Source organism: Paenibacillus sp. oral taxon 786 str. D14 (assembly GCF_000159955.1).
GTDB lineage: Bacteria > Bacillota > Bacilli > Paenibacillales > Paenibacillaceae > Fontibacillus > Fontibacillus phoenicis.
In genome coordinates this window covers 116,463-136,541 of record NZ_GG695981.1, presented here as the reverse complement: position 1 = coordinate 136,541, position 20,079 = coordinate 116,463, and the positions used below count along the sequence as shown (strand labels likewise).

Annotated in this window: 21 protein-coding genes, 1 tRNA gene and 2 pseudogenes; 10 read left to right on the top strand and 14 right to left on the bottom strand. The window is 49.9% G+C overall.

All coding sequences use genetic code 11. The features are described from left to right. Positions 1 to 46: 46 nt before the first annotated feature. On the bottom strand, positions 47 to 655 hold the full coding sequence (locus tag POTG_RS14920; protein WP_050769777.1) for a phosphatase PAP2 family protein: 609 nt from the start codon (positions 653 to 655) through the stop codon (positions 47 to 49). A gap of 226 nt (positions 656 to 881) precedes the next feature. Between POTG_RS14920 and POTG_RS14915 the strand changes: the two are divergent. After that, positions 882 to 1,037: pseudogene (locus tag POTG_RS14915) on the top strand (rhodanese-related sulfurtransferase); the annotation flags it as partial. Between the two features lie 80 nt (positions 1,038 to 1,117). Continuing rightward, positions 1,118 to 1,753: a helix-turn-helix transcriptional regulator gene (locus POTG_RS14910; protein ID WP_036645652.1), complete on the top strand. Its 636-nt coding sequence runs from the start codon at positions 1,118 to 1,120 to the stop codon at positions 1,751 to 1,753. Positions 1,754 to 1,800: 47 nt separating this feature from the next. On the opposite strand, the gene POTG_RS14905 is transcribed toward POTG_RS14910, so the two are convergent. Further along, on the bottom strand, positions 1,801 to 2,052 hold the full coding sequence (locus POTG_RS14905; protein WP_009225662.1) for a DUF1450 domain-containing protein: 252 nt from the start codon (positions 2,050 to 2,052) through the stop codon (positions 1,801 to 1,803). Between the two features lie 197 nt (positions 2,053 to 2,249). On the opposite strand from POTG_RS14905, the gene POTG_RS14900 reads away from it, so the two are divergent. Next, on the top strand, positions 2,250 to 2,867 hold the full coding sequence (locus tag POTG_RS14900; RefSeq protein ID WP_036645681.1) for a superoxide dismutase: 618 nt from the start codon (positions 2,250 to 2,252) through the stop codon (positions 2,865 to 2,867). Positions 2,868 to 2,967: 100 nt separating this feature from the next. On the opposite strand, the gene POTG_RS14895 is transcribed toward POTG_RS14900, so the two are convergent. Then, positions 2,968 to 3,993: a LacI family DNA-binding transcriptional regulator gene (locus POTG_RS14895; RefSeq protein ID WP_036645650.1), complete on the bottom strand. Its 1,026-nt coding sequence runs from the start codon at positions 3,991 to 3,993 to the stop codon at positions 2,968 to 2,970. A gap of 113 nt (positions 3,994 to 4,106) precedes the next feature. Here POTG_RS14895 and POTG_RS14890 point away from each other — a divergent pair, with 113 nt between their 5' ends. The 3 genes from POTG_RS14890 (at position 4,107) to POTG_RS25425 (ending at position 6,194) form a co-directional block, all read left to right on the top strand. Continuing rightward, positions 4,107 to 5,021, top strand: a complete 915-nt coding sequence (locus POTG_RS14890; RefSeq protein WP_009225659.1) for an ROK family protein — start codon at positions 4,107 to 4,109, stop codon at positions 5,019 to 5,021. A 29-nt stretch (positions 5,022 to 5,050) separates the two neighbouring features. Further along, positions 5,051 to 5,995 (top strand): mannose-6-phosphate isomerase, class I, encoded by a 945-nt coding sequence (gene manA, locus POTG_RS14885; protein WP_009225658.1) that lies wholly within the window; start codon positions 5,051 to 5,053, stop codon positions 5,993 to 5,995. A gap of 70 nt (positions 5,996 to 6,065) precedes the next feature. Continuing rightward, positions 6,066 to 6,194, top strand: coding sequence for an IS3 family transposase (locus tag POTG_RS25425; RefSeq protein WP_430053082.1), 129 nt, complete (start codon positions 6,066 to 6,068; stop codon positions 6,192 to 6,194). A gap of 138 nt (positions 6,195 to 6,332) precedes the next feature. Here the strand turns inward: POTG_RS25425 and POTG_RS14880 are convergent, their stop codons facing one another. From POTG_RS14880 to POTG_RS14855, 6 genes are all read right to left on the bottom strand, one after another. Then, a complete protein-coding gene (locus POTG_RS14880; RefSeq protein ID WP_009225657.1) occupies positions 6,333 to 7,202 on the bottom strand; it encodes an AraC family transcriptional regulator in 870 nt (289 codons plus the stop codon). A 64-nt stretch (positions 7,203 to 7,266) separates the two neighbouring features. Next, on the bottom strand, positions 7,267 to 8,316 hold the full coding sequence (locus POTG_RS14875; RefSeq protein WP_036645648.1) for a glycoside hydrolase family 53 protein: 1,050 nt from the start codon (positions 8,314 to 8,316) through the stop codon (positions 7,267 to 7,269). A gap of 27 nt (positions 8,317 to 8,343) precedes the next feature. After that, positions 8,344 to 9,186 carry a sugar ABC transporter permease gene (locus tag POTG_RS14870; RefSeq protein WP_009225655.1) on the bottom strand — a complete coding sequence of 281 codons (843 nt, stop codon included), beginning with the start codon at positions 9,184 to 9,186 and terminating at the stop codon, positions 8,344 to 8,346. After that, complete coding sequence (locus POTG_RS14865; RefSeq protein WP_009225654.1) at positions 9,183 to 10,505, bottom strand: carbohydrate ABC transporter permease; 1,323 nt, start codon at positions 10,503 to 10,505, stop codon at positions 9,183 to 9,185. Before POTG_RS14865 ends, POTG_RS14870 begins: the two co-directional genes overlap by 4 nt. A 27-nt stretch (positions 10,506 to 10,532) precedes the next feature. Then, positions 10,533 to 11,825, bottom strand: a complete 1,293-nt coding sequence (locus POTG_RS14860) for a sugar ABC transporter substrate-binding protein (RefSeq protein WP_009225653.1) — start codon at positions 11,823 to 11,825, stop codon at positions 10,533 to 10,535. A 182-nt stretch (positions 11,826 to 12,007) separates the two neighbouring features. Next, entirely contained in the window at positions 12,008 to 13,645 is a 1,638-nt protein-coding gene (locus POTG_RS14855; protein WP_009225652.1) for a glycoside hydrolase family 53 protein, read from the bottom strand. A gap of 179 nt (positions 13,646 to 13,824) precedes the next feature. On the opposite strand from POTG_RS14855, the pseudogene POTG_RS24910 reads away from it, so the two are divergent. Then, positions 13,825 to 13,967 (top strand): annotated as a pseudogene (locus POTG_RS24910) (IS3 family transposase); the annotation flags it as partial. A gap of 117 nt (positions 13,968 to 14,084) precedes the next feature. On the opposite strand, the gene POTG_RS14850 reads toward POTG_RS24910, so the two are convergent. The 5 genes from POTG_RS14850 to POTG_RS14830 all read right to left on the bottom strand — a co-directional run bounded on the left by POTG_RS14850 (position 14,085) and on the right by POTG_RS14830 (position 18,472). Continuing rightward, on the bottom strand, positions 14,085 to 14,606 hold the full coding sequence (locus tag POTG_RS14850) for a DinB family protein (protein WP_036645644.1): 522 nt from the start codon (positions 14,604 to 14,606) through the stop codon (positions 14,085 to 14,087). Between the two features lie 34 nt (positions 14,607 to 14,640). After that, positions 14,641 to 14,859 carry a DUF3006 domain-containing protein gene (locus tag POTG_RS14845; protein ID WP_036645676.1) on the bottom strand — a complete coding sequence of 73 codons (219 nt, stop codon included), beginning with the start codon at positions 14,857 to 14,859 and terminating at the stop codon, positions 14,641 to 14,643. A 7-nt stretch (positions 14,860 to 14,866) separates the two neighbouring features. Then, the gene (locus POTG_RS14840) at positions 14,867 to 15,772 is read right to left on the bottom strand and encodes a ComEC/Rec2 family competence protein (protein ID WP_232282315.1); all 906 of its coding nucleotides are present in this window, start codon (positions 15,770 to 15,772) and stop codon (positions 14,867 to 14,869) included. Between the two features lie 156 nt (positions 15,773 to 15,928). Beyond that, positions 15,929 to 18,214, bottom strand: a complete 2,286-nt coding sequence (locus POTG_RS14835) for an Ig-like domain-containing protein (protein ID WP_009225648.1) — start codon at positions 18,212 to 18,214, stop codon at positions 15,929 to 15,931. 172 nt (positions 18,215 to 18,386) lie between these two features. Next, positions 18,387 to 18,472 (bottom strand) — tRNA-Leu (locus tag POTG_RS14830). 167 nt (positions 18,473 to 18,639) lie between these two features. On the opposite strand from POTG_RS14830, the gene POTG_RS14825 reads away from it, so the two are divergent. The 3 genes from POTG_RS14825 to POTG_RS14815 all read left to right on the top strand — a co-directional run bounded on the left by POTG_RS14825 (position 18,640) and on the right by POTG_RS14815 (position 19,994). Beyond that, positions 18,640 to 18,840, top strand: coding sequence for a hypothetical protein (locus POTG_RS14825; protein ID WP_036645641.1), 201 nt, complete (start codon positions 18,640 to 18,642; stop codon positions 18,838 to 18,840). A gap of 70 nt (positions 18,841 to 18,910) precedes the next feature. Beyond that, positions 18,911 to 19,567: an S-layer homology domain-containing protein gene (locus POTG_RS14820; RefSeq protein WP_036645638.1), complete on the top strand. Its 657-nt coding sequence runs from the start codon at positions 18,911 to 18,913 to the stop codon at positions 19,565 to 19,567. 184 nt (positions 19,568 to 19,751) lie between these two features. Next, the gene (locus POTG_RS14815; protein WP_198136211.1) at positions 19,752 to 19,994 is read left to right on the top strand and encodes an aspartyl-phosphate phosphatase Spo0E family protein; all 243 of its coding nucleotides are present in this window, start codon (positions 19,752 to 19,754) and stop codon (positions 19,992 to 19,994) included. Positions 19,995 to 20,079 lie beyond the last annotated feature (85 nt).

Genomic DNA, 20,079 nt, shown 5'->3' with positions numbered 1-20,079 from the left:
TATAAAGAAGAAAGCCCGCCGGATGGCGGGCTTTCTTCTCTATTCATTATATTCTGTTTCGGCCCACGGCCCCCCAAGCACACAGCTCGGCGATCACCGCACCCGCGAGAAAGCCGCCAACAATGTCACTGGCATAATGCACGCCCAAGTACAAGCGGCTGACCCCAATCAGCAAAATGATCAGCAGCACCACCACCGCCCAAATGCGATTCCCCACCCTACCGGAACGAAGCAGCAGCAACGCGATCACCCCGAAGAAAGCGACGGAGATCATCGCATTTCCGCTGGGAAAGCTGTACCCGTCCGGTACAACAAGGCTGTCCCACATGTCAGGTCGTTCCCGGGTGTATAGAGCTTTCAACACTTTGTTCAGCAGCCACCCGCCTGCCAGGCTGATCGTCAGCCAAAAGGCATAACGTCCGTTCCGCAGAACCAGCAATGTCCAAATGAGGGCAATCCCCAGCACCACAACAAAACCGGTGGTTGTTCCCAACTCAGAGATCGCTTTGACTGCCGGAGTGATGCTGTCATTGCGCAGCCCATAGAAAAAGTCCCCGATACTGCGGTCAATCGAACGCAATCCCTCCGTATGTAGCAGCCCGCCCAGCACCACAAACAAGGCAGCAAGCAGGACTGGCAAAAGCCATTTTTTCATCAAAAGTTCCCCTCTCACCTGCATTCACCTGAACCAGATCATTGTACTGGGAACCGGAGGTCCCGGCAACCCTTATTCCCAATTTCATGCTTCCACGGCTTCGCAAGGAAAGAATATCCGCTAGACCTGCATTAATATACTTACTATACTTATATATTGACTAAGTCGAGAGCCTTGGACTACAATGCAGTAGAATTCATCATAGAATAGATAGGTGATTCAAATAATGGAACAACACGCTTATCGCGTATTATTATTTTATAAATTTGTCCGGATCGAGGATCCTGCCGCCTTCACTGCCGAGCATCTGCAATACTGCAAAGAGCTGGGGATCAAGGGACGCATCCTGATCGCCGCCGAAGAACATCACGGCTTCTGTTCGGAGGCGTGCCGGGAAGCCGCTCTCGTCGTCCCGCAAAGCTAAGACCGCCGGAACTTATCACCCGAGAGGGAGTGTCACGCATGAATGCCAAAAAAGACCTTTCCACCCGCGAGCGGATTCTTCATTTAATGAAAACCGCCGGACCTCTGAGTGCCAAAGAGCTTACGACAGAACTGCAGATCACGGAAATGGCGGTGCGCCGCCATCTCGGCACGATGGAACGCGACGGGCTGATCGAATCGAAAATGATTCGGCAGACGGCAGGACGGCCCACTGCTGTGTATGGGTTAACCGAGCTGGCTGAGGGGCTTTTTCCCAAGAGATATCATTCGCTTACGCTGGATCTGCTGGACGAACTGGCCGAGGAGAGCGGCGAAGACATGGTAGACCGCCTGTTCGATCGCCGTAAGGAGAAGCTGAGCCGTAAATATATGTCCGAGATGCAAGGGAAATCGCTGACTGAAAAAGTACGCACGCTCTCGGAGATTCAAAACGACAATGGATATATGACCGAGCTTCAAGAAACCGATCACGGCGAGTATGTCCTGATGGAGCATAACTGCCCGATCTCGCAAATCGCGAACCGCTACAATCATGCCTGCGACTGCGAGCTGAAATTGTTTGAATCGCTGCTGGATGCCGATGTCGAACGCACGGAATGCTTGGCCCAACAAGGGAGAAAATGTGTGTATGTGATCCGCCAGCGCGAACGCTGAGGAGATCCGCCTATAGAAAAAAGCAGCCTCATGGCTGCTTTTTTTGGTTATATATCATAGACGGCTAACTCGTCCTCAATGGCTTGCTTCACGAGCTGGATACACTCCTCCGTCGTCTTGGCGGAGACGCGTTTGCCGTTCACCAGTGCATACGGTCTAAGCTTACATAACCCGCATAAACTAAGACAGTCCTGCCGCATCACGGCAATTTCGGGGTATTCTTCTTCCAGCTTCTCCAGCTCAAGCGCGCTCATCAGGTTGCTGTCGCACACCTCAACGATAACGATGCCCAACCCCATGACGTCTTTTCACCCCAAACTTGTAGGCTAATGATGCTTGAACCCTCATTATGAAATTCACGAACTGATTTGTCAATGGCTGCGAACGATTTAACATACTTAATATACATCTATGTTGACTAAGTCGGAGTGCGGATTTATAATTAGTTTTGTCGGAATTACTACTACATATTGGAGAAGAAAGGATGGATTTAGAAATGGCACATCAATTACCTGCATTGCCTTACCCGAACAACGCGCTTGAACCTCATATCGATGAAACAACGATGATGATTCACCATGATCGTCACCATAATACGTATGTAACGAACCTGAACGCAGCTCTGGAATCCGCTCCAGAATTGCAATCCAAATCCGTTGAAGAATTGATCAGCGATCTGGACAGCGTTCCTGAAAGCATCCGCACTGCTGTCCGCAACAACGGCGGCGGCCATGCGAACCACTCCCTGTTCTGGGAAACGATCGGCCCGAACGGCGGCGGCCAACCTTCCGGCAAGCTGGCTGAAGCGATCAACAACGAGCTGGGCGGCTTTGACAAATTCAAAGAAGAATTCACGAAAGCAGCTACCACTCGCTTCGGCAGCGGTTGGGCGTTCCTGGCTGTAGATGCTAACGGCAAATTGTCCGTTTACAGCTTGCCGAACCAAGACTCCCCGCTGATGGAAGGCAAAACGCCAATCCTTGGCCTGGACGTATGGGAGCATGCTTACTACCTGAAATATCAAAACAAACGTCCTGACTACATCGCCGCTTTCTTTAACGTCATCAACTGGCCTGCAGTTGAGAAACGTTACGAAGCAGCACTGAACAAATAAGTCAGCGTGTTGGCGTAACGCCTGCACGAACGCGAAAGGGTGTCCACTGGACCGGTGAACCGGCTCTGTGGGCACCCTTTTTTTCATCTAGCCTAGGCCCCTATCCTCTCCGAGCAACAGACTCCCGGACAACCAACGTGGGCGGGATTTGCCAGTGAATCTTCTCGCGGGAACGCCCAAGGTCTGACAGGAGCAAGCTAATTGCGGCATCACACATGCGCTCCTTCTCCACCCGCATCGTCGTCACATTTAAACCCTCGCTGTTGACATAGGGCAAATCGTCAAATCCGGCGATGGAGACATCCTCCGGCAATCGCTTGTTTCGCGTCTTCAAGAGACCGGCCAGCAAATAAGCAATACGATCATTCCCGCAAAAAAACGCCGTCGGCCACTCCCCTAACCCATCCAGAAAATTCGCGATTTCTGCCGCGGTGTAATCATAGCCCTTGGACGTCGTCAAGCAGGCCGCCTCCCGAATGATCAACCCCTGCTCCTTCATCGCTTTCTCAAACCCAAACCAGCGCTCCTCATGACTGGTCGACAGGTTCGTCGGCCCGATAAACCCGATGTCCCGGTGGCCGGCTTCAATTAAGTGTGAGACCGCTGTATAGGCCCCCTCCTGATTGTCCGAGGTGACGGCCGGACAAGGCAGATCGTGGTAGTAGGAATCCATCAGCACCAGCGGCGTGTCCAGCTCCCAAATGCGCTTCGCATACGCCCGGTCCACAATCCCAAACAGAATCACTCCCCGGTACGGAATATCGGTGAACGGTCCCGGCAGCAAACGCGCGGCTTCCATCTCCCGATCAAGCGGGGTGATGACAGCGTTGAGTCCTTTTTTGCGCGCGCTTCGTTCCAATCCCCAAATCATATCGTGAAAAAACTGAAAATGATCATTATCCTGATAGCTCATGATCCGTTCAGGAACGAGCACCAAAATATTCGCTTGTCCGCTCTCTTGGTGCGCGTAAGGTCCGTACCCCAGCTCACGCGCGGTTTCCTGCACGCGGCGGCGCATCTCCTCGCTGACGCCCTTTTTGTTCATTAGCGCCAATGACACCGCATTTTTAGAAATTTGCAGACGGTCAGCGATATCCTGCATCGAGACTTTCTTTTTACGGCCCATTCTTTTCATTCCTTTCGAATCGTGCTACACTTAACCTACATGGTACTTTACAAATATTTATTTTGTCAAGTTTGTCAAGTTGTGAATCTTCAGTTCCACAGGAGGAATGAACGTTGAGTTATGCAATTGGTATCGACATCGGGGGCACGAAGACGGCCATCGGGTTGATTGGCACGGACGGTGAAGTGCGGACGAAGGTATCGCTGCCAACCGATCAGACGGTGGGGCCAGAGGTGATGGTCGACCGGATGGCCGCTGCAATCCAAGATATCCTCACCGCCCAAGGCATCGCAGAGTCCGAGCTTTTAGGCATCGGCGTTGGAGCTCCCGGCCCATTAAACACGAAGGAAGGGAAAATCGCCGAACCGCCGAATTTGCGGGGCTGGTGGAACTTCCCGATCGTCGACTCACTGAAGCGCTACTTCAGTCTGCCGATTCGGCTGGAGAACGACGCTACCGCTGCGGCCCTTGCGGAAAAATGGCTTGGCGCTGCCAAGGATGCTGAGCACTTCGTATTCATCACGATCAGCACGGGCATCGGCGCCGGGATCTACTCCCACGGCAAGCTCATCACTGGAGCAAGCGGGAATGCCGGCGATGTCGGCCATATCGTCGTGGATCCATCCGTTGGTACCTGCGTGTGCGGGCAGAAGGGCTGCTGGGAATTTGTCGCCTCCGGCACCGCGGTCGCAAGACAAGCCTCTGAGCTGCTTGGCCGTGAGGTTTCTTCTAAAGAAGCTTTTGATTTGGCGGCGGCTGGGCAACCTGTGATTCAGGAGCTTGTAGCCAAAGTCTTCGAAAATATCGGCGTTGGCTGTGTCACCTTAATTAATACGTTTGATCCGGAGAAGCTGGTCATCGGCGGCGGCGTCTCCCAGGTTGGCGATCCGTTGTTTAACGCGGTGCGCGACTACGTGTCCAAGTATGCGCTGAACCCTTCGGGACGGCAAACCCCTATCGTTCCCGCCGCGCTTCATCAGGACGCCGGCTTGATCGGCGCCGCTGCCTTAATCCATATTCCATACTGATCTATAGAGACAAAAGGAGTCCGATAACGATGAATGAACCGATTTTTTTGCAGCCGATTTTCCAAGAACGCATTTGGGGCGGCACCAAGCTAAGAGATTTGTTTGGCTATGACATCCCGAATGACCATACCGGCGAATGCTGGGCCGTATCCGCTCACCCGAACGGACAGAGCGTAGTGAAGAACGGACCGTACCAAGGCATGAAGCTGGGGGAATTGTGGACCTCCCATCCGGAGCTGTTCCGTTCCTCGTCCAAGGTGTTCCCGCTGCTGACGAAAATTCTCGACGCCTCCGACGACCTGTCGGTACAGGTGCATCCAGATGACGAGTACGCCGGCAAACACGAGAACGGGGAGCTGGGCAAAACCGAATGCTGGTACATCGTAGATGCCGAACCCGGTGCTGTAATCATTTACGGACATGAAGCCAAAACAAAAGAAGAGCTCGTCTCGATGATCGAAAACGGCGAGTGGGATCGCTTCCTGACGAAAGTGCCGGTTAAACCGGGTGACTTCTTCTATGTTCCAAGCGGAACGCTGCACGCGCTGGGTAAAGGGATCGTCGTGCTCGAAACGCAACAGAGCTCGGATACCACCTACCGGGTATACGACTATGATCGCCGCGACAAAGACGGTAACACCCGTGAGCTCCATCTGGAGAAAGCGATCGACGTGACTACCGTTCCGCAAGCGTATGTACCGGTAACCTATGAAACTAATCAAAAAGACGGTCTGGCAATCACCTCATTCGTGTCCAATTCCTTCTTTACGGTGGAAAAATGGAACGTATCTGGCAATGCTGAAGTTGCGCCAAACGAGAAATATACGATCTTTAGTGTACTCGCTGGCAGCGGCACGCTGACAGCTGGTGAACACCGCTACGATCTGGTGAAAGGCGACCATTTCATCCTGCCTGCAAACTTCGGACCTTACCGTTTCAGCGGTGAACTGGAATTCATCATGTCCCATGAGTAATTAAAAAGGACAGAGATGCCATCTAAACTGGTCCCCATAGACTAGACACTTTGAAAAAAGGGTTTAGGCTGTGGGGATTTTTCTGTATACTTGTACTAACATCCAGGACGGAGGACTATCAATTGAAATTAACCGTTACATCCATTACTACAACAATTACAGATATCAATGGGAACGAAAAAAGATGACCCCTGTGTAATACAGGAATCATCTTCTGTCTGCAGCTTGACTCTTTTTTCAAAGTGTCCTTGACAAAGGGGCCAGTCAACCTGGACTCGCTCTCTTTTTCATTTTTGACTCTGATCTAAAATTGCTCGGTACTCTATGCATCTTTAACCTACTCTCCTGCGCTAGCCCAATCTGCATTCAGATGCAACTCGCGGTATTTGCCCGGTGTGATCCCTTCCTTCTTACGGAAGGTTGCCACGAAGTGGCTGACATCATTGAAGCCCGTTTGCTCGGCCACCTCGCGAAGGGCACGATTAGGATGCTGCAGCATGATCTTCTTCGCTTCACGCAGACGCAACTGAATAAGATATGAGTAGGGGCTCATATCAAAAGCCTGCTGAAACAGCTCATGCAGCGCGTTCATGCCAATATGGGCATGTTCTGCAATCTCCTGCAAGCCGATGTTATCAGCTAAATGCTGTTCCATCCAATGGACGATAGGTTGCAGCTTGTTGTAGTATTGTGACAACGACGGGCGGTTATTCAGCATACCGAATTTGCGCAACTGCATCAAGAAATAATAAAGATCTGTAGATACCTCAATCTCGCTATGGGATTCCGCCTGATCGATACGCCGGAACAAGTCGTTGAACAACGCGCCAAAGGACTGCTCCTCCCCCTCCTCGTAAAAGGTCGAGGTATTCATGTTCAAGGACTCCATGATCGACGCCGCGGAATCTCCGCCAAATGTAATATAGATGGTCGACCAACGATCCGACACCGGATAATAGCTATGCGGGGTAAACGGTTTCAATAATACACCCTTTCCTTTGGTGAGCGAAACCGCCTCACCGAGCAATTCAAAGCGACCCTCGCCCTCCAATGTGTGAAGCCAGTGATAATAAGGATAACCTTCAGGGCGTTGAAAAACACGCTCCCATGCGCTATAACCGATCGACTCCAAAAATAAAGGAAGCGAACGCTCGATCGAAGAAAACACATAACGAATGTTCTCATCTCTCCAGTCCAAAAGCTTCACCACCCCTGCTTTGTTACCTTTATTATGTAGGATGGCTTGCTTTCCTTTCAATATCATTTTTGAGTCACTCTTCCAAAAATGCATCCAGAGAACTCAGCTTGTTGCCGCTATAGTCAAACAGGGTCAAATTGGACCAGTTGTTTTCATGCCCGACTGACCAGGTTGGCTTGGACGGAATCCAGCAAGGTTCCCAATAATAAAGCCCCAAACCAAGCCCATCAGGCACCTGTTTAATGCGTCGGATCAGTTCCTCCAGCCACTTCTTTTGCCCTTCTACCGTCGGCGGAAAACCGGGATGCACCCACTCTTCCTTATTAAAAATCAGCGGCTGCTCGTCCGGCGGCGTCATCGTCCATGGATAAGCCACTTCTGCCGCGACAATCGGCTTCCGGTAACGTCCTGCCAAATTATGCAGATTGTTCGTAAATTCCTCCAGGGTGCCATGCCACCACGAATAATAAGAGAGACCGATAATATCATAATCCATGTTGAACTCCGCTAGCTTGTCAAAAAAGAAACGGCTGCCCGCATTATCACCGCCGCGGTCGATATGGATCATAACAGGGATCGGCTGCCCCTTCTTGGGAACGGTCCGGACGCCGCGAACGCCAGCAGCAATCAGCGCGGCCAGCTTCTCCCATTGCTGCGGCGTATTGTACTCGCCATCGACACGTCCCGCATCCCAGATCATGCCGTTGGTAATTTCATTTCCCACCTGCACCATATCCGGCAATGCCCCTTCAGCCTCTAACTCTTTTAAGAAGGAAGCCGTAAACTCCTCCACCTGCTTCACAAGCTCCGGAAAGCTCAAGCCGACCCAAGACTTCGGCATATATTGCTTGGAGGGATCTGCCCAATAATCGGAATAATGGAAGTCCAGCAAAAAATGCAGCCCTTTCTCCTTGATTCGCTTCGCCATCTTGATCGTTTTTCGCGGATTGCAGTAATCGAACTCCGGATTGTTCCACAGGCGCAAGCGGGCGGAGTTCACTCCGCTGTCCTTTAAAATATCCAACACATCGCGCTTTCGGCCATGTTCATAAAACGCGCCGCCCTCACTTTCAATTTCATCGACAAAAGAAATGTCCGCACCCTTAATAAATTCTATACTCATTTTCATCCACTCCTTATCTCTTTGCCGTTAACCTTTCGTTCCGCCGGCAGCGAGTCCTGATATAAAATACTTTTGCAAAAACAAGTAAATCCCGGCAATTGGAACGGCGATTAATATCGCTCCAGCTGTAAAGACCGTGAAATTGCTGGAATATTTTTCGGTGACAAAATGGTACAAGCCGACCGCCAACGTATATTTGCTCTTATCATGCAGAATGATCGATGGCAAAATAAAATCGAAAATCGGCAGCATAAAGTTAGTCAACGCCACAATCGCTAAAATCGGTGTAATTAAGGGCAGCAAAATCTTGATGAACACACGGATCGGCCCAGCCCCGTCGATCTTCGCCGCATCGTCCAACTCCCGGGAAATCGTGTCTAAATATCCTTTCACCAACCACGCATTAAAAGGAATCTGGCCGCCGACATAGATCATAATCAGCCCAATCAAGGTGTCTAACAACCCGATCAAATTTAAAAAGATATAGAGCGCAACCATCGCCATCATAACCGGAAACATCTGCAGCAGCAGGAACACGTACATACCGCTTTTTCTGCCGACAAACTCGAATCTCGACAAGGCATACGCTGTCATTGATGTAAACAGGATGGACAATAGGCTGCTAATTGTTGAAACATAGAGTGTATTTTTGTACCAGATAAGATAATTGCTCTCCGGACTGGTGAACAACCAGCGGTAATGCTCCAGCGTCGGCTCCTTGGGGATAATGCTAGACGAATACAAGCTGGTGCCTTCGTTAAAGGACAGGCCGATGGCCCACGCAAGCGGATAGCAGATCACGATCGTCATCAACCCGATGACCAGATAGATCGCTGTTACTTCCAACCGGGATTTCATGCGCCTGCTCATGAATGATCACGCTCCTCTTTAAACGATTTGGTTCGTCTAAATTGAAAGAAGGCGAAAACAATTACAATTGCCCCGATAATCAGGGAGATGGCTGCCGCCATGTTGTAGTTGTTCGTCGTAAAAGTGAGCTTATACACCCAGGAAATCAAGATATCCGTACCGCCGGCCGTCTGCCCGCGAACCGCAGGTCCCCCGCCATTAAACAAATAAATGATATTGAAATTGTTAAAGTTGGACGTGTACTGAATGATTAATAAGGGCGCCGTGGCAAACAGCACATGCGGCAAAGTAATATAACGGAACTTCTGCCAGCGCGTACCGCCGTCCACATCGGCAGCCTCGTAGGCATCATGGGAGATACTCTGCAGCACACCCGTAAATAACGCAAACAAAAACGGAAAACCTAGCCACACCTGAATACTGATCAGGGCAATCTTCGTAAACAACGGATCGCTCAACCACGCGACTGGAGCGATATTGAACCGGGCTAAGATCGTACGATTGATCGCACCGAATTGATCGTTGAACAACGCGGAAAAAATCATGATCGTCACAAAGTTGGGAATGGCCCACGGTAAAATGAGAATCGTGCGGATCAAACGCTTGAAGCGAATGCGCTTGTCGTTTACCAGCACCGCCAAGAATAATCCCAGGCCAATCTGCAGCGTTGTTGAAACAATCGTCCAGACCAAGGTCCAGGACAGCACCTTAAGAAATGACTGGTTCCATATCGGCACCATTACGAGATTGATAAAATTGTCTAACCCTACCCAATCGACCAAATTTCGCGGCGGAGAATGGTACAGATCATAGTTGGTGAACGCCAGTGAAATTGCAAACAACAGCGGAAAAACAACGACAAAAATCAATAGAATAAATCCGGGTACGGACAAAATATAAGGAATGCTGTTCATGTACGCTTGCTTCATCATTTCCCGCAGCTTCGGGCGCTGCCAGCCTCTGGCGATTTGTTCTGCCTGCCTTTTGGCGTCCCTGACGTTAAGAACATAAATCACCGCAGCAATCCCGAGCATGAGGAGCGACAGCAGTCCATACACCAGCAGAAAGATCGAATGGTCCACCTTCGGGATCGTCCCCAACGTGACGATCCCCCAGAGACCCAATCCAATAAAATCAGAGAAGGTAATAATAAATGCGAGTTCAATCAGGAAAAGTATGATTCCTTTGATATAGCTGCGATTGTACAGCTGCCCTAGGCCAGCAAACAGAATGGACAACACCATCGCCAGCCAGGGCCTGTGCTTCTGATGCATCCCTGGTGTTGGACGGCCTAATGGTACAGCATTTTGCTCTCTCATGGATGATTCCTCCAAAGTACGATATCGTCACTGACCCGTCGCCTTGATTTGGGCCGCGATCTGCTCTGTAACTTCATCTAATACAGACTGCGGGTCCTCCCCTTGCACGATAAAATCAACGGCGCTGTCCATGTTCCAGACAGCACTCATCTCCGGAATGTTCGGCATCGCTATCCCGCTTTCAATCTGCTGCACGAATCCGCTATACAACGGATCGCCAATATTTTGTTGTGCATCTGGCCGGGCCGGTATTTCCCCCGTGTTCTCGTAATACACTTCCGAACTGTCCGCATTGGTCAGGAAAAGCGCAAGCTGCTTCGCCCAGGACGGATGCTCGGAATAGGCGGAAATAAACCAAGACTTCACCCCGACGAAGGAAGGTGCAGACTTTCCGTTCACTGTCGGAATGGATGCTGTCCCGAGCTGATCTCCCAGCTTATCGGAGTAGGTCTTCATTGCCCATAACCCGTTGATAACCATACCGGCCTTACCCTCCAGAAACAGCGTATCCATCACATCGCTGGTCATCGTTACCGGAATACCCGTGCGCTTGATAAAGTCGGCAAAGGCGGTCATGCCCTGTACCGAGCCTTCATTGTTCAAACCAAGATCAGCCGAATCATATTTGCCATCCTTCTCGCCAAAAATATATCCGCCATAATTCGTAATAAACGGAATCACGTAATAAAAATCCGGTACCATCAGAAACGCATACTGGTCCTTGGTGGGATCTGTCAACGTAGCGGATAGCTTGGCAACATCCTCCAGGGCAGCTGGCACCTGATCGATCAGCACCTTATTGTAGTACACCGCATAGGTTTCAATCGAGATCGGGAAGCCATAGATTTGTCCCTCGTACTGTACCGCATTCAGGGCCGCCTCGCTGTACTGCGCAAGCTCCTGTTCCGAAAGCTCCACTGGATCGGCCAAACCTTGCACGACGATATCACCTAAACGATCCTGCGGCTGATAGAACAGGTCAGGTCCATTCCCCGCAGGAGCGGCCAAGGCCAGCTTTTGCACCTGCTCGGAACCGCTGACGGGCACGACTTCCACCGGAATTCCCGTCTTCGCCGTAAACTCGCCTGCAAGCTGCTCCACCGCTGTCACATGCTTGGCATCGTCATTCGACCATATGATCAATTTATCCGGTTTTTCGTCCTCCCCGCTTCCCTGCTCTTGTACGGCAACCCCTCCATTGCCCCCCCCGTTATTGTCCACATTGCCGTTTAGCTGACCCGTCCTGTCGGGTGCACAAGCCGAAAACGCCAGCATGATCATACAAATTAACGAGAATACCATTGTTTTTCTCATTCTCATGTTCATTTCCCCCTTCTCTTCACCTGCTAACGAATCAACCATCAATTTAAATATAAAACGCTTTCAGATTGGTTTATATATAATAAAACTTTGCTGCCTGTATAAAAATTCTCCCTCTCCATAGCAAAAAAAGCAGCTCCAGCAAGACAAAGGCATGCTGAGGCTGCTTCGAACCGTTGGCGTCAGTTCGTTTTATACAGCTTGACGTGGTCAAGATTCATCCAGTTGTTTGCGTTAGCCTTGGAATAGACGCCGATTTCAATTCGGCCATTGGTGACTTGAATATTCTCGATTTTCACCTTCACCCATTTTTCCGGACTCACGGGAAGATCCACATTACGCTCTGATCCGCCATAGTTTTTTGCATAGAGCTGAACCGTATCTTGCCCTCCGCTGTTAAGCACCCAGGCTGACAAAGTATAGGTGCCGTTGGACAATCCAGTGATATTCTGATAAGTGGACGCTTCATACGCGGTGTCGAGCCAGTGCGTAAGTTTGTAACTACCGGTAACGCCATTGTTCTCGACCTTGATGGCTTGATATGATGCGGTATTGGCCGCCCAGCGGTTCCAAGCTGTTGGCGTCGTTGTCCAGCCATCCGCTTCAAAACTCGGGTTGGATACAAGGTTCACCGGGGTGCTTTCAGTAAATACAGAAACCGTTGATAACAGATTGCCGGAAAAATCGAACAACGTCTGGTTGTCCCACGGATTGGACAATAACCCGGTATCATTATTGTACAGCTTGCCGGCCTCACTTCCCCAATGAGCCCCTTCAACCGGCAACCATGTCGGCTCCCACCAGAAAATACCGCGGCCATGATTGTTCGGCACGTCTTGTACAATTTCTTTCAGATCCCGCAAATATGCCGTCTGGCCCGCAACCGATGCCGGATAACCGCCAACTTCTTCTTCTGTCGTATAAAAAGAGTTGCCCAGACCATCGCCATCATCCAACGTAAATCCATACGCCGTTTCGACGATCATCACATCCTTATTGTAGCGGTTGCTAATGGCATTCAAATTGTAAGCCAGTTCCCCCATCGTTCCATGCCAGAACGGATAATAGGTTAAGCCGATAATGTCGTAATCGACATTTTGCTCTTCGATTTTATCAAACCACCAGGTATACAAGTTGTTGTCGCCTCCATGGTCCAGATGCAGTACGATCTCGATATCCTCGCCCGGTGCCAGAGCCGCATGAATCCCATTAATGGCCGAGGTTAACAATTCGCCAAGTTGGGTAAAATCATCGATCCCCCCACCGACTTTACCGTCATCCCACAGAATACCGCTGCTAGCTTCATTGCCGACCTGCACCATATCCGGCAACGCGCCCGCTGCTTTCATCTGCGTGATAACGCTATTGGTATAATCGTAAACTGTCGTGAGTAATTGGCTGTAGGTTAAATTCTTCCATGCTTTCGGTTTATTTTGCTTTCCCGGATCGGCCCAGAAATCGCTGAAATGGAAATTGAGCAAGACATCCATACCCAGAGCCTTAGCTCGCTGAGCAAGCGATATCGTCGTCGCCAGATCATTTGTTCCGCCGCCGTACGGATTGCCATCACTATCGTAAGGATCAACCCAGAGCCGCAATCGTACTGCATTCATCCCATGATCGCTCAAAATCTCCAATGCATTCTTCTCTACCCCATTATCGTAGAACTTTCCACCCCGTTGCTCCACCTCATGGAGCATGGATACATCCCCGCCCATAATAAAACTGCTTGAAGCTTTCGCCTTCGGTGCCGGAGTAATTGCAGGCACAATCAGCACAAATACAGAAGCCAAAGCGATAATCTTCAACCACGCCCTCATTTACCTTGCAACTCCTTTTTATATAATAATTTCTATATCTAAATTATAAAGCGCTTACAGATCGGCTTATATATAAATAAAACTTTCACAGCTATATAAAAATGTTCACTTTGAAATGATACTTTATATGTAAAAAGACACCTAGACGAGGGAACTGTTAGGATAACGCACCGTAGTAATCCTTTTTCGGCCATCTTAAAGATCATGCATTAGTCGCAATTGCTTAACTCTAGAAGAACTATCAATTGAAATTAACTGTTACATCCATTACTACAACAATTACAGATATCAATGGGAACGAAAAAAGATGACCCCTGTGTAATACAGGAATCATCTTCTGTCTGCAGCTTGACTCTTTTTTCAAAGTGTCCTTGACAAAGGGGCCAGTTCATTCTCATAAAATGGCATCTCCGTCCTTTTATGTTTGCGGCGATGCGGCTTAAACTTGTGCTGCATACCGCTCGCTTAAAATCCGAACATGATGCTCCGCATGCCCGGCGATGATATAGGCGAAGGCACGGGCAGAGGCTGGAAAGTCAGCTACGTTCCCCATACGGGCCCATGCTTCGTCATCCAGTTGACGGACCAACGCCAACGTGGATTCCCGCACGATCTCGAAGCCCTTGACGATCTCCTCCATCGACTGGCGGTCAAACCCGGCATGACGGGCGAACAATTCCTCATCAAAGCCTGAAAGCGGCGTCGTATCGCCGCGGGCAATCCGCAGCAAACGGTATTGCATCACCCGTTCCGTATCCGCGATATGGCCGATCACTTCCTTGACGCTCCATTTCCCTTCGGCATACCGGTAATTCGCTTGCTCTTCGCTAATGCCAGCCCACTTCTCTCTCAGCCGCTTCGGCTGCTCCTCAAGAAAAGCAACCAACTCCCCCTCAGGTGCCATCTGAATGTAAGGTTCAAAATGCGGTGCGTATTCTCCTGTCTGCGGTCGAATCAACATCTTCAACATTCCTCCTTAATGTTCGTAATTAACCCTACTCCTCATCTTCCCATACTTCATCCATCAAAGCGCGAATATGCCGGCTTCGCTCTTCCGTTTCCCGCAGGTTGGGAACCCATTTCGTGCCGTTCCATTCCACGACATCTCCTGCTTTGACCTTGGGATCCACCTGGGAACGCGGCACATTGCGGAGCTTGCCGTCTGATTCCAAGATGCATAAATCGCCTTCAAAGCCTTCCACGATGTGGCTCATCTCCATCCTACCTTTCCGTCGTGATCCGGTAGCCCTCACCGTCGCTGGCGAACTCCACCGTACCTTGAAGATCGTTGCGATAGACTTCTGCCTGCTGCTTGGACAGTCGATTCAAGATCGTCTTCGTCGGATGCCCGTAAGAATTCTCTCCCACCTGAATCACCGCGTATTTCGGCTTCACTGCGTTCAGAAACTTGGCCGTCGTTGACGATTTCGAGCCATGATGCCCAACCAGCAGAACGTCAGCGCGCAGATTCACGCCGGATTCCAGCATCTCCCGTTCACTTTCGGATTCAGCATCTCCGGTTAATAGAAAGGAAGTGCAGCCGTAGGTCACCTTCACAACGGCGCTCATGTTGTTATTGTCGTCGGTGACGGTCACCGGGGCGATCATGCTCACCTTCACCTGCTCGTCCCAGGACAGCTCCAGACCTGCTTTGGCGGTCTTCACCTTCAGCCCTTTGCTCCGAATAGAATTCAGCAAGGACTCATACGTCTTCGTATTGGACTGAATCCTCGGCATATAGATCTCGCCAATGTCCAAACGATCGATCACCCGGTCCAACCCGCCGATATGATCGGCATCCGGATGCGTTCCAATCACGACATCCAAGCGGGCCACGCCATAAGACCGCAAGTAGTCCAGCATCGCCTGCTCCTGGTCATTGTTCCCCGCATCGATCAGCATCGTATGCCCGGAGGGGCTGATCAACAGCTGCGACGCGCCTTGCCCCACATCCAGAAAAATCACGCGAAGCTGCCCCTCCCCTTCCACTGCGGGGGCAACGGAGGTGTTCTCCGCCAGTCTTCCCGCGACTCCTTCCCAGTTCGCCGGGCTGCAGCCTGCAACGAGTACGCTCAGCCACACCAGCAATACGCCAACAACCGTCCGATGTCTCTTCTGTCTAATCATTGATGTTAACCCTTCCCAGAACATTTGTTCTAATTATAGAGGATGATCCTGCCTAAAATCAATCTAAATTTAGGAAATAGTGCAAAGTAGAGAAGCGCAAGCTTACAAAAAAGAGCCTGCCTTCTCTAAGGCAGACTCTCTCCATTTTGTTCGATCTTATTTCACCGATACGCTGATCGACACTTTCTTGCCTCCATACTCTGCTTTGATGGAAGCTGTGCCCTTGGCAATCGCCTCAATTTGACCCGCAGATACTTTCGCAACGTTGGCCTTGGAAGTGGTCCATTTCGCGCTGCCTGTTACTGTGACGACTTTGCCGTTATCATAGGTTGCGGTAAGAACGAGCGATTTGGCCGCTCCAGGAGCAAGCTGCAGCTTCTTCTCGCTAACCTCAAGCTTCACCAGCTTCGGAACCACGTTCACTTTCACGGTAACGACGTTTCCTTGGTAAGAACCGGTGATCGTCGCAGTCCCTTCAGCGACCGCCTTCACCGAAGAAGACGACACCGTTGCGACGTTCACATCGGAGGAGACCCAGCCCATTTTGGAGGACAGGGTGACTTTCTTCCCGTCGGCATAATATCCTGTTACCTTGATCGATTTCGATTTCTTGATGTTGAGATCGATCGTTTGCGGCTCTACAACAATCTTGGTAATTTTCGGCTCAATGGAGACCGATACACTGATCGTCTTGTTCTCAAAAGTTCCTTTCAGCGTGGCCGAGCCTTTGCTGAGGCCCTTCAGCTTCTTCCCTTCCGCTGTGGATTTCAGTACCGCATTCGAACCGGTTACGGACCATTCCACACCGGCAGGATTCGTTTGCTCCACGCCGTTCTCATAGACAACCGTAATTTCTGGCAGTGCGTTTTCCTCGCCGATCACGATGTCCATCGAAGTTTTCGTTGAAATCAACGTCAGAACCTTTTCTTTCACTGTGACTTTCACTTCAACCGTAGTTCCCCGAATTGGGAAATCTGCGTTTGGAGTCAGCCCTGTCCCGGCTTCCATCAGCTTCCCGGTCAATGTAACTTCAGCAGAAACCACCGAGTCATCCAGATCCTTCGTAACGATCTTTCCATCCTCGACTACCGCGATACCCTCTTGACTCGAAGTCCAAGTGATAGCGTCGCTGAGGTCAATGGATTCTCCATCCAGCTTCGTGCCCGTCACCTTCGGCAAGCTCGCCGAGCCTCCTACATAGACTTCCAGTTTCTCCTTCTCGACTTTCAGCTCAGTCACCGTAGGAAGTACTGTTAATTTGAAGCTCTTGCTTACGCCTTGATAGCTGGCTTTAATGGTCGTCGATCCTGCCGCTTTGGCCGTAACAACGCCGTTGTCACTTACCGTAGCAACTAATTTATTGGAAGAAGTCCATTCAGCAGCACTGCTGACGTCTTGAGTTTCGTTTGCTTTCACTCTAACGCCGGCATTCACCGCCAACGTTTCCCCGATAAACAGCGTCTGATCGCCGGATGGCGTGAGCAGGATCGCTTCATATGGAGCCCTTACGTAAATATCTACCTTGGCTTGTTCGCCATAATAGGTTGCCGTAATCGTTGCTTTCCCCGTCGATACGATCTTAACCGTTCCGTCTTCCACCGTAGCTACGTTGGTATCCGAAGAAGACCAGGTGGCTTTATCCGTCACGTCGTTTGTCGTACTCGGGTTGCTCTTCAGCACCGTTTTGACCTGAAGCTTTACTTCCTTGTCGGCCATGATCAGCTCAAGGTCTTCTTTTTCCTTAATCTCCGTCTCGGTTGTTCCAACCGTCTTAAACAATTTCAAGCCGGAGTACGGCGATGTCACTTTCGCTTTGAAAGAAGCCGTCAGACCGGCATATTTAGCCGTAATCGTCGCTTCCCCTGTACCAGTCAGGGTAATCTGGCCCTTCTCTACAGTCAGTACATTCGCATTGGAGGAAGTCCAGTCCGCTTCTTCCGTTACAATCTTAGGTTCAACAGCCGCGTTCTCTACCTTCGCTTTAGCAATAACCGTCAGATCGGTGTCAGAAGTGTCCAGATTATATTTTCCGTCTAATTTGTATTCCAAAACTAATTCCGTGTAGGTGTCTGTCACTTTAATCGTGATAGTTGAAACAGATCCTACCTCTGTAGTTGTGTTTTTATATTCCGCTGTGATGGTTGCTGTACCGCTCTTCAGCGCTGTGACTAAACCGCCGCCTTCCGTTACCTTAGCTACGGCTGGATCACTGGATGACCAAGTTACAGTCGTGGTCACATCTTTGGTGCCGCCTCCTTCTAACGAAGCAGTGGCTTTAAGCTGCTTGGTTTTACCCACGCCGAGCTCAACGGTTGTACCCGCTCCATCAATGTTAATCTCCTTGATGTCCCCGGTTGCTGCAAATGCGCCCGTTGGAGCAAGCACCGAAAGGAGGAGCGTCAAGACGAGCATCCAATACGTCATCTTCCTGTTAGCAATCATTGATTCCTCTCCTTTGTTCTCATTGCTAATTTACCGGAACCTTTTTCCAGTCTTCTCCTGTTTTATATCGACATTTAGTAGAATTTTCGTAACGTTTTTCATCAAAATAATCCATTTGTCCTATAAAAAAATAGAGCGCATTCGATTCACGAATACGCTCTATCTTCATCCATGCCGAGGACCGGGCTCGAACCGGTACGGTAGTCACCTACCGCAGGATTTTAAGTCCTGTGCGTCTGCCAATTCCGCCACCCCGGCTTGTTCAAAAATTCCGTATTAATGATTATATACAGAATTCCACTCAATATCAACCCAAAATTCAAGTCACCTTTATCCGATAAATTAATCAGTTAGGAAATATGGTAAGTTAAGGTTAGAATTACAGGAGATTGGCTCGAATTTGCGGAAAGGTGAGGGTAGCATTCATGCACGAATTGAAGATGGCGGTTACGCTGGGCCATCAGGTAGTCATCCAACTGCATGACGGACAAATGATGACCGGACTGCCGAAGTGGGGTTCAGCGCCCGACAAAGTACATCTGCGCACAACAGAAGGGGCCGTCTGGGTGAAGCTCGACGAAATCCAACACGTGACGCGAATTATTCCATTTGGAAAATCTTTTTAATTAAATCTGCAACCTTTTCCAACTCTCTTCGTCTAGGAATTATCAAAAATAACTAGACGAGGTGATCACCATGTTTAAACGTAACGTAGCTATGTTGTCCGCCGCAGCCATTTTGAGCTTGTCCTTAGCTGGAGAAAGCTTTGCAGCCGCGGGGTCCTTTAAAGATGTAAGCCAGTCTGTCGCCAAAGACAGCATTTCTGTTTTGCAAGCCAAAGGCATCGTTCGCGGCGTCAGCGCCGACAGCTTTTTGCCGGATGACCAGCTGACCACAAGCCAAGGCGTTCAGCTGATTGTCAACCTGCTGGGGTTGAAGTTGGAAGCTCCTGAGAGCGCCAGCGACAATTTTGTGAATGTCAAGAAAGAGGCCTGGTATGCCCCAGCGTTCTCGATTGCTCAACAGAACGGGTTTGATCTTGACGCCAACGTGAATCCGGACAAGCCCATGACGCGCGAAGAGTTTACCCATCAGCTGATTTTGGCAATGGAGAAGTATGGTGATTTACCGAAGATCAATATCAAACCGATCGAATTTGCTGACGATGACCAGCTCAACGTTTCTTATCAAGGTACGGTGCAACGTGCACTCGTGCTTGGGATCGCCAACCTGGATGAGAGTAATCAATTCCATCCGGGAGATTTGATTACCCGTGCGGAAGCGGCGCTCTTGACCTATAATGCGGTGGAGTACTTAGTCGCTCACCCTGCTCCGACACCGGACAGCAAATAATCTCCTTTGCGATGAAACCTAGAAGGGCCGCCATGCGCGGTCCTTTTTGATTCTCCACCAAAACTTAAAATTTTAATAAAATTCACTGAATCGACAGATTTTTGCAATTTATTTCAGAATTTAGGGAGGATTTACAAAAACGGACATAGAAAATATAGTTACCGCTTTAATTTGGTGCAGAACAGTGGCAGTACACGGAAGATGTTGGACGGTCACCAGTCGAAAGCGGACGGATGGCATCGATACCTCGACCTGGGAGTTGTTCGACATGGAACTCATCCTCAAAATTGAAGAGCTCCGGATGGAATTAAACCATCTCGCCCGAAGTAAACGTCTTGCCGATCGGGAAATGATCATGGTAAGTCAACAACTAGACGAATTGCTGAATGAGTACCATCGATTGATGATCCAGAAGCAAGTCAAATGATCTTAGGGGGCCGTGACCACGGCTCCTTTCTTCTGCCCAGAAACTGGAACTTTCGATAAAGATCACTCGTATTTTCTACTATAAT

Coding starts and splice junctions, on each gene's coding strand:
- POTG_RS14920 (WP_050769777.1), bottom strand. CDS start 655: ATGAAAAAATGGCTTTTGCCAGTCCTGCTTGCTGCCTTGTTTGTGGTG.
- POTG_RS14910 (WP_036645652.1), top strand. CDS start 1,118: ATGAATGCCAAAAAAGACCTTTCCACCCGCGAGCGGATTCTTCATTTA.
- POTG_RS14905 (WP_009225662.1), bottom strand. CDS start 2,052: ATGGGGTTGGGCATCGTTATCGTTGAGGTGTGCGACAGCAACCTGATG.
- POTG_RS14900 (WP_036645681.1), top strand. CDS start 2,250: ATGGCACATCAATTACCTGCATTGCCTTACCCGAACAACGCGCTTGAA.
- POTG_RS14895 (WP_036645650.1), bottom strand. CDS start 3,993: ATGGGCCGTAAAAAGAAAGTCTCGATGCAGGATATCGCTGACCGTCTG.
- manA (WP_009225658.1), top strand. CDS start 5,051: ATGAATGAACCGATTTTTTTGCAGCCGATTTTCCAAGAACGCATTTGG.
- POTG_RS14875 (WP_036645648.1), bottom strand. CDS start 8,316: ATGAGTATAGAATTTATTAAGGGTGCGGACATTTCTTTTGTCGATGAA.
- POTG_RS14870 (WP_009225655.1), bottom strand. CDS start 9,186: ATGAGCAGGCGCATGAAATCCCGGTTGGAAGTAACAGCGATCTATCTG.
- POTG_RS14865 (WP_009225654.1), bottom strand. CDS start 10,505: ATGAGAGAGCAAAATGCTGTACCATTAGGCCGTCCAACACCAGGGATG.
- POTG_RS14860 (WP_009225653.1), bottom strand. CDS start 11,825: ATGAGAATGAGAAAAACAATGGTATTCTCGTTAATTTGTATGATCATG.
- POTG_RS14855 (WP_009225652.1), bottom strand. CDS start 13,645: ATGAGGGCGTGGTTGAAGATTATCGCTTTGGCTTCTGTATTTGTGCTG.
- POTG_RS14850 (WP_036645644.1), bottom strand. CDS start 14,606: ATGTTGATTCGACCGCAGACAGGAGAATACGCACCGCATTTTGAACCT.
- POTG_RS14845 (WP_036645676.1), bottom strand. CDS start 14,859: ATGAGCCACATCGTGGAAGGCTTTGAAGGCGATTTATGCATCTTGGAA.
- POTG_RS14840 (WP_232282315.1), bottom strand. CDS start 15,772: ATGATTAGACAGAAGAGACATCGGACGGTTGTTGGCGTATTGCTGGTG.
- POTG_RS14835 (WP_009225648.1), bottom strand. CDS start 18,214: ATGATTGCTAACAGGAAGATGACGTATTGGATGCTCGTCTTGACGCTC.
- POTG_RS14825 (WP_036645641.1), top strand. CDS start 18,640: ATGCACGAATTGAAGATGGCGGTTACGCTGGGCCATCAGGTAGTCATC.
- POTG_RS14820 (WP_036645638.1), top strand. CDS start 18,911: ATGTTTAAACGTAACGTAGCTATGTTGTCCGCCGCAGCCATTTTGAGC.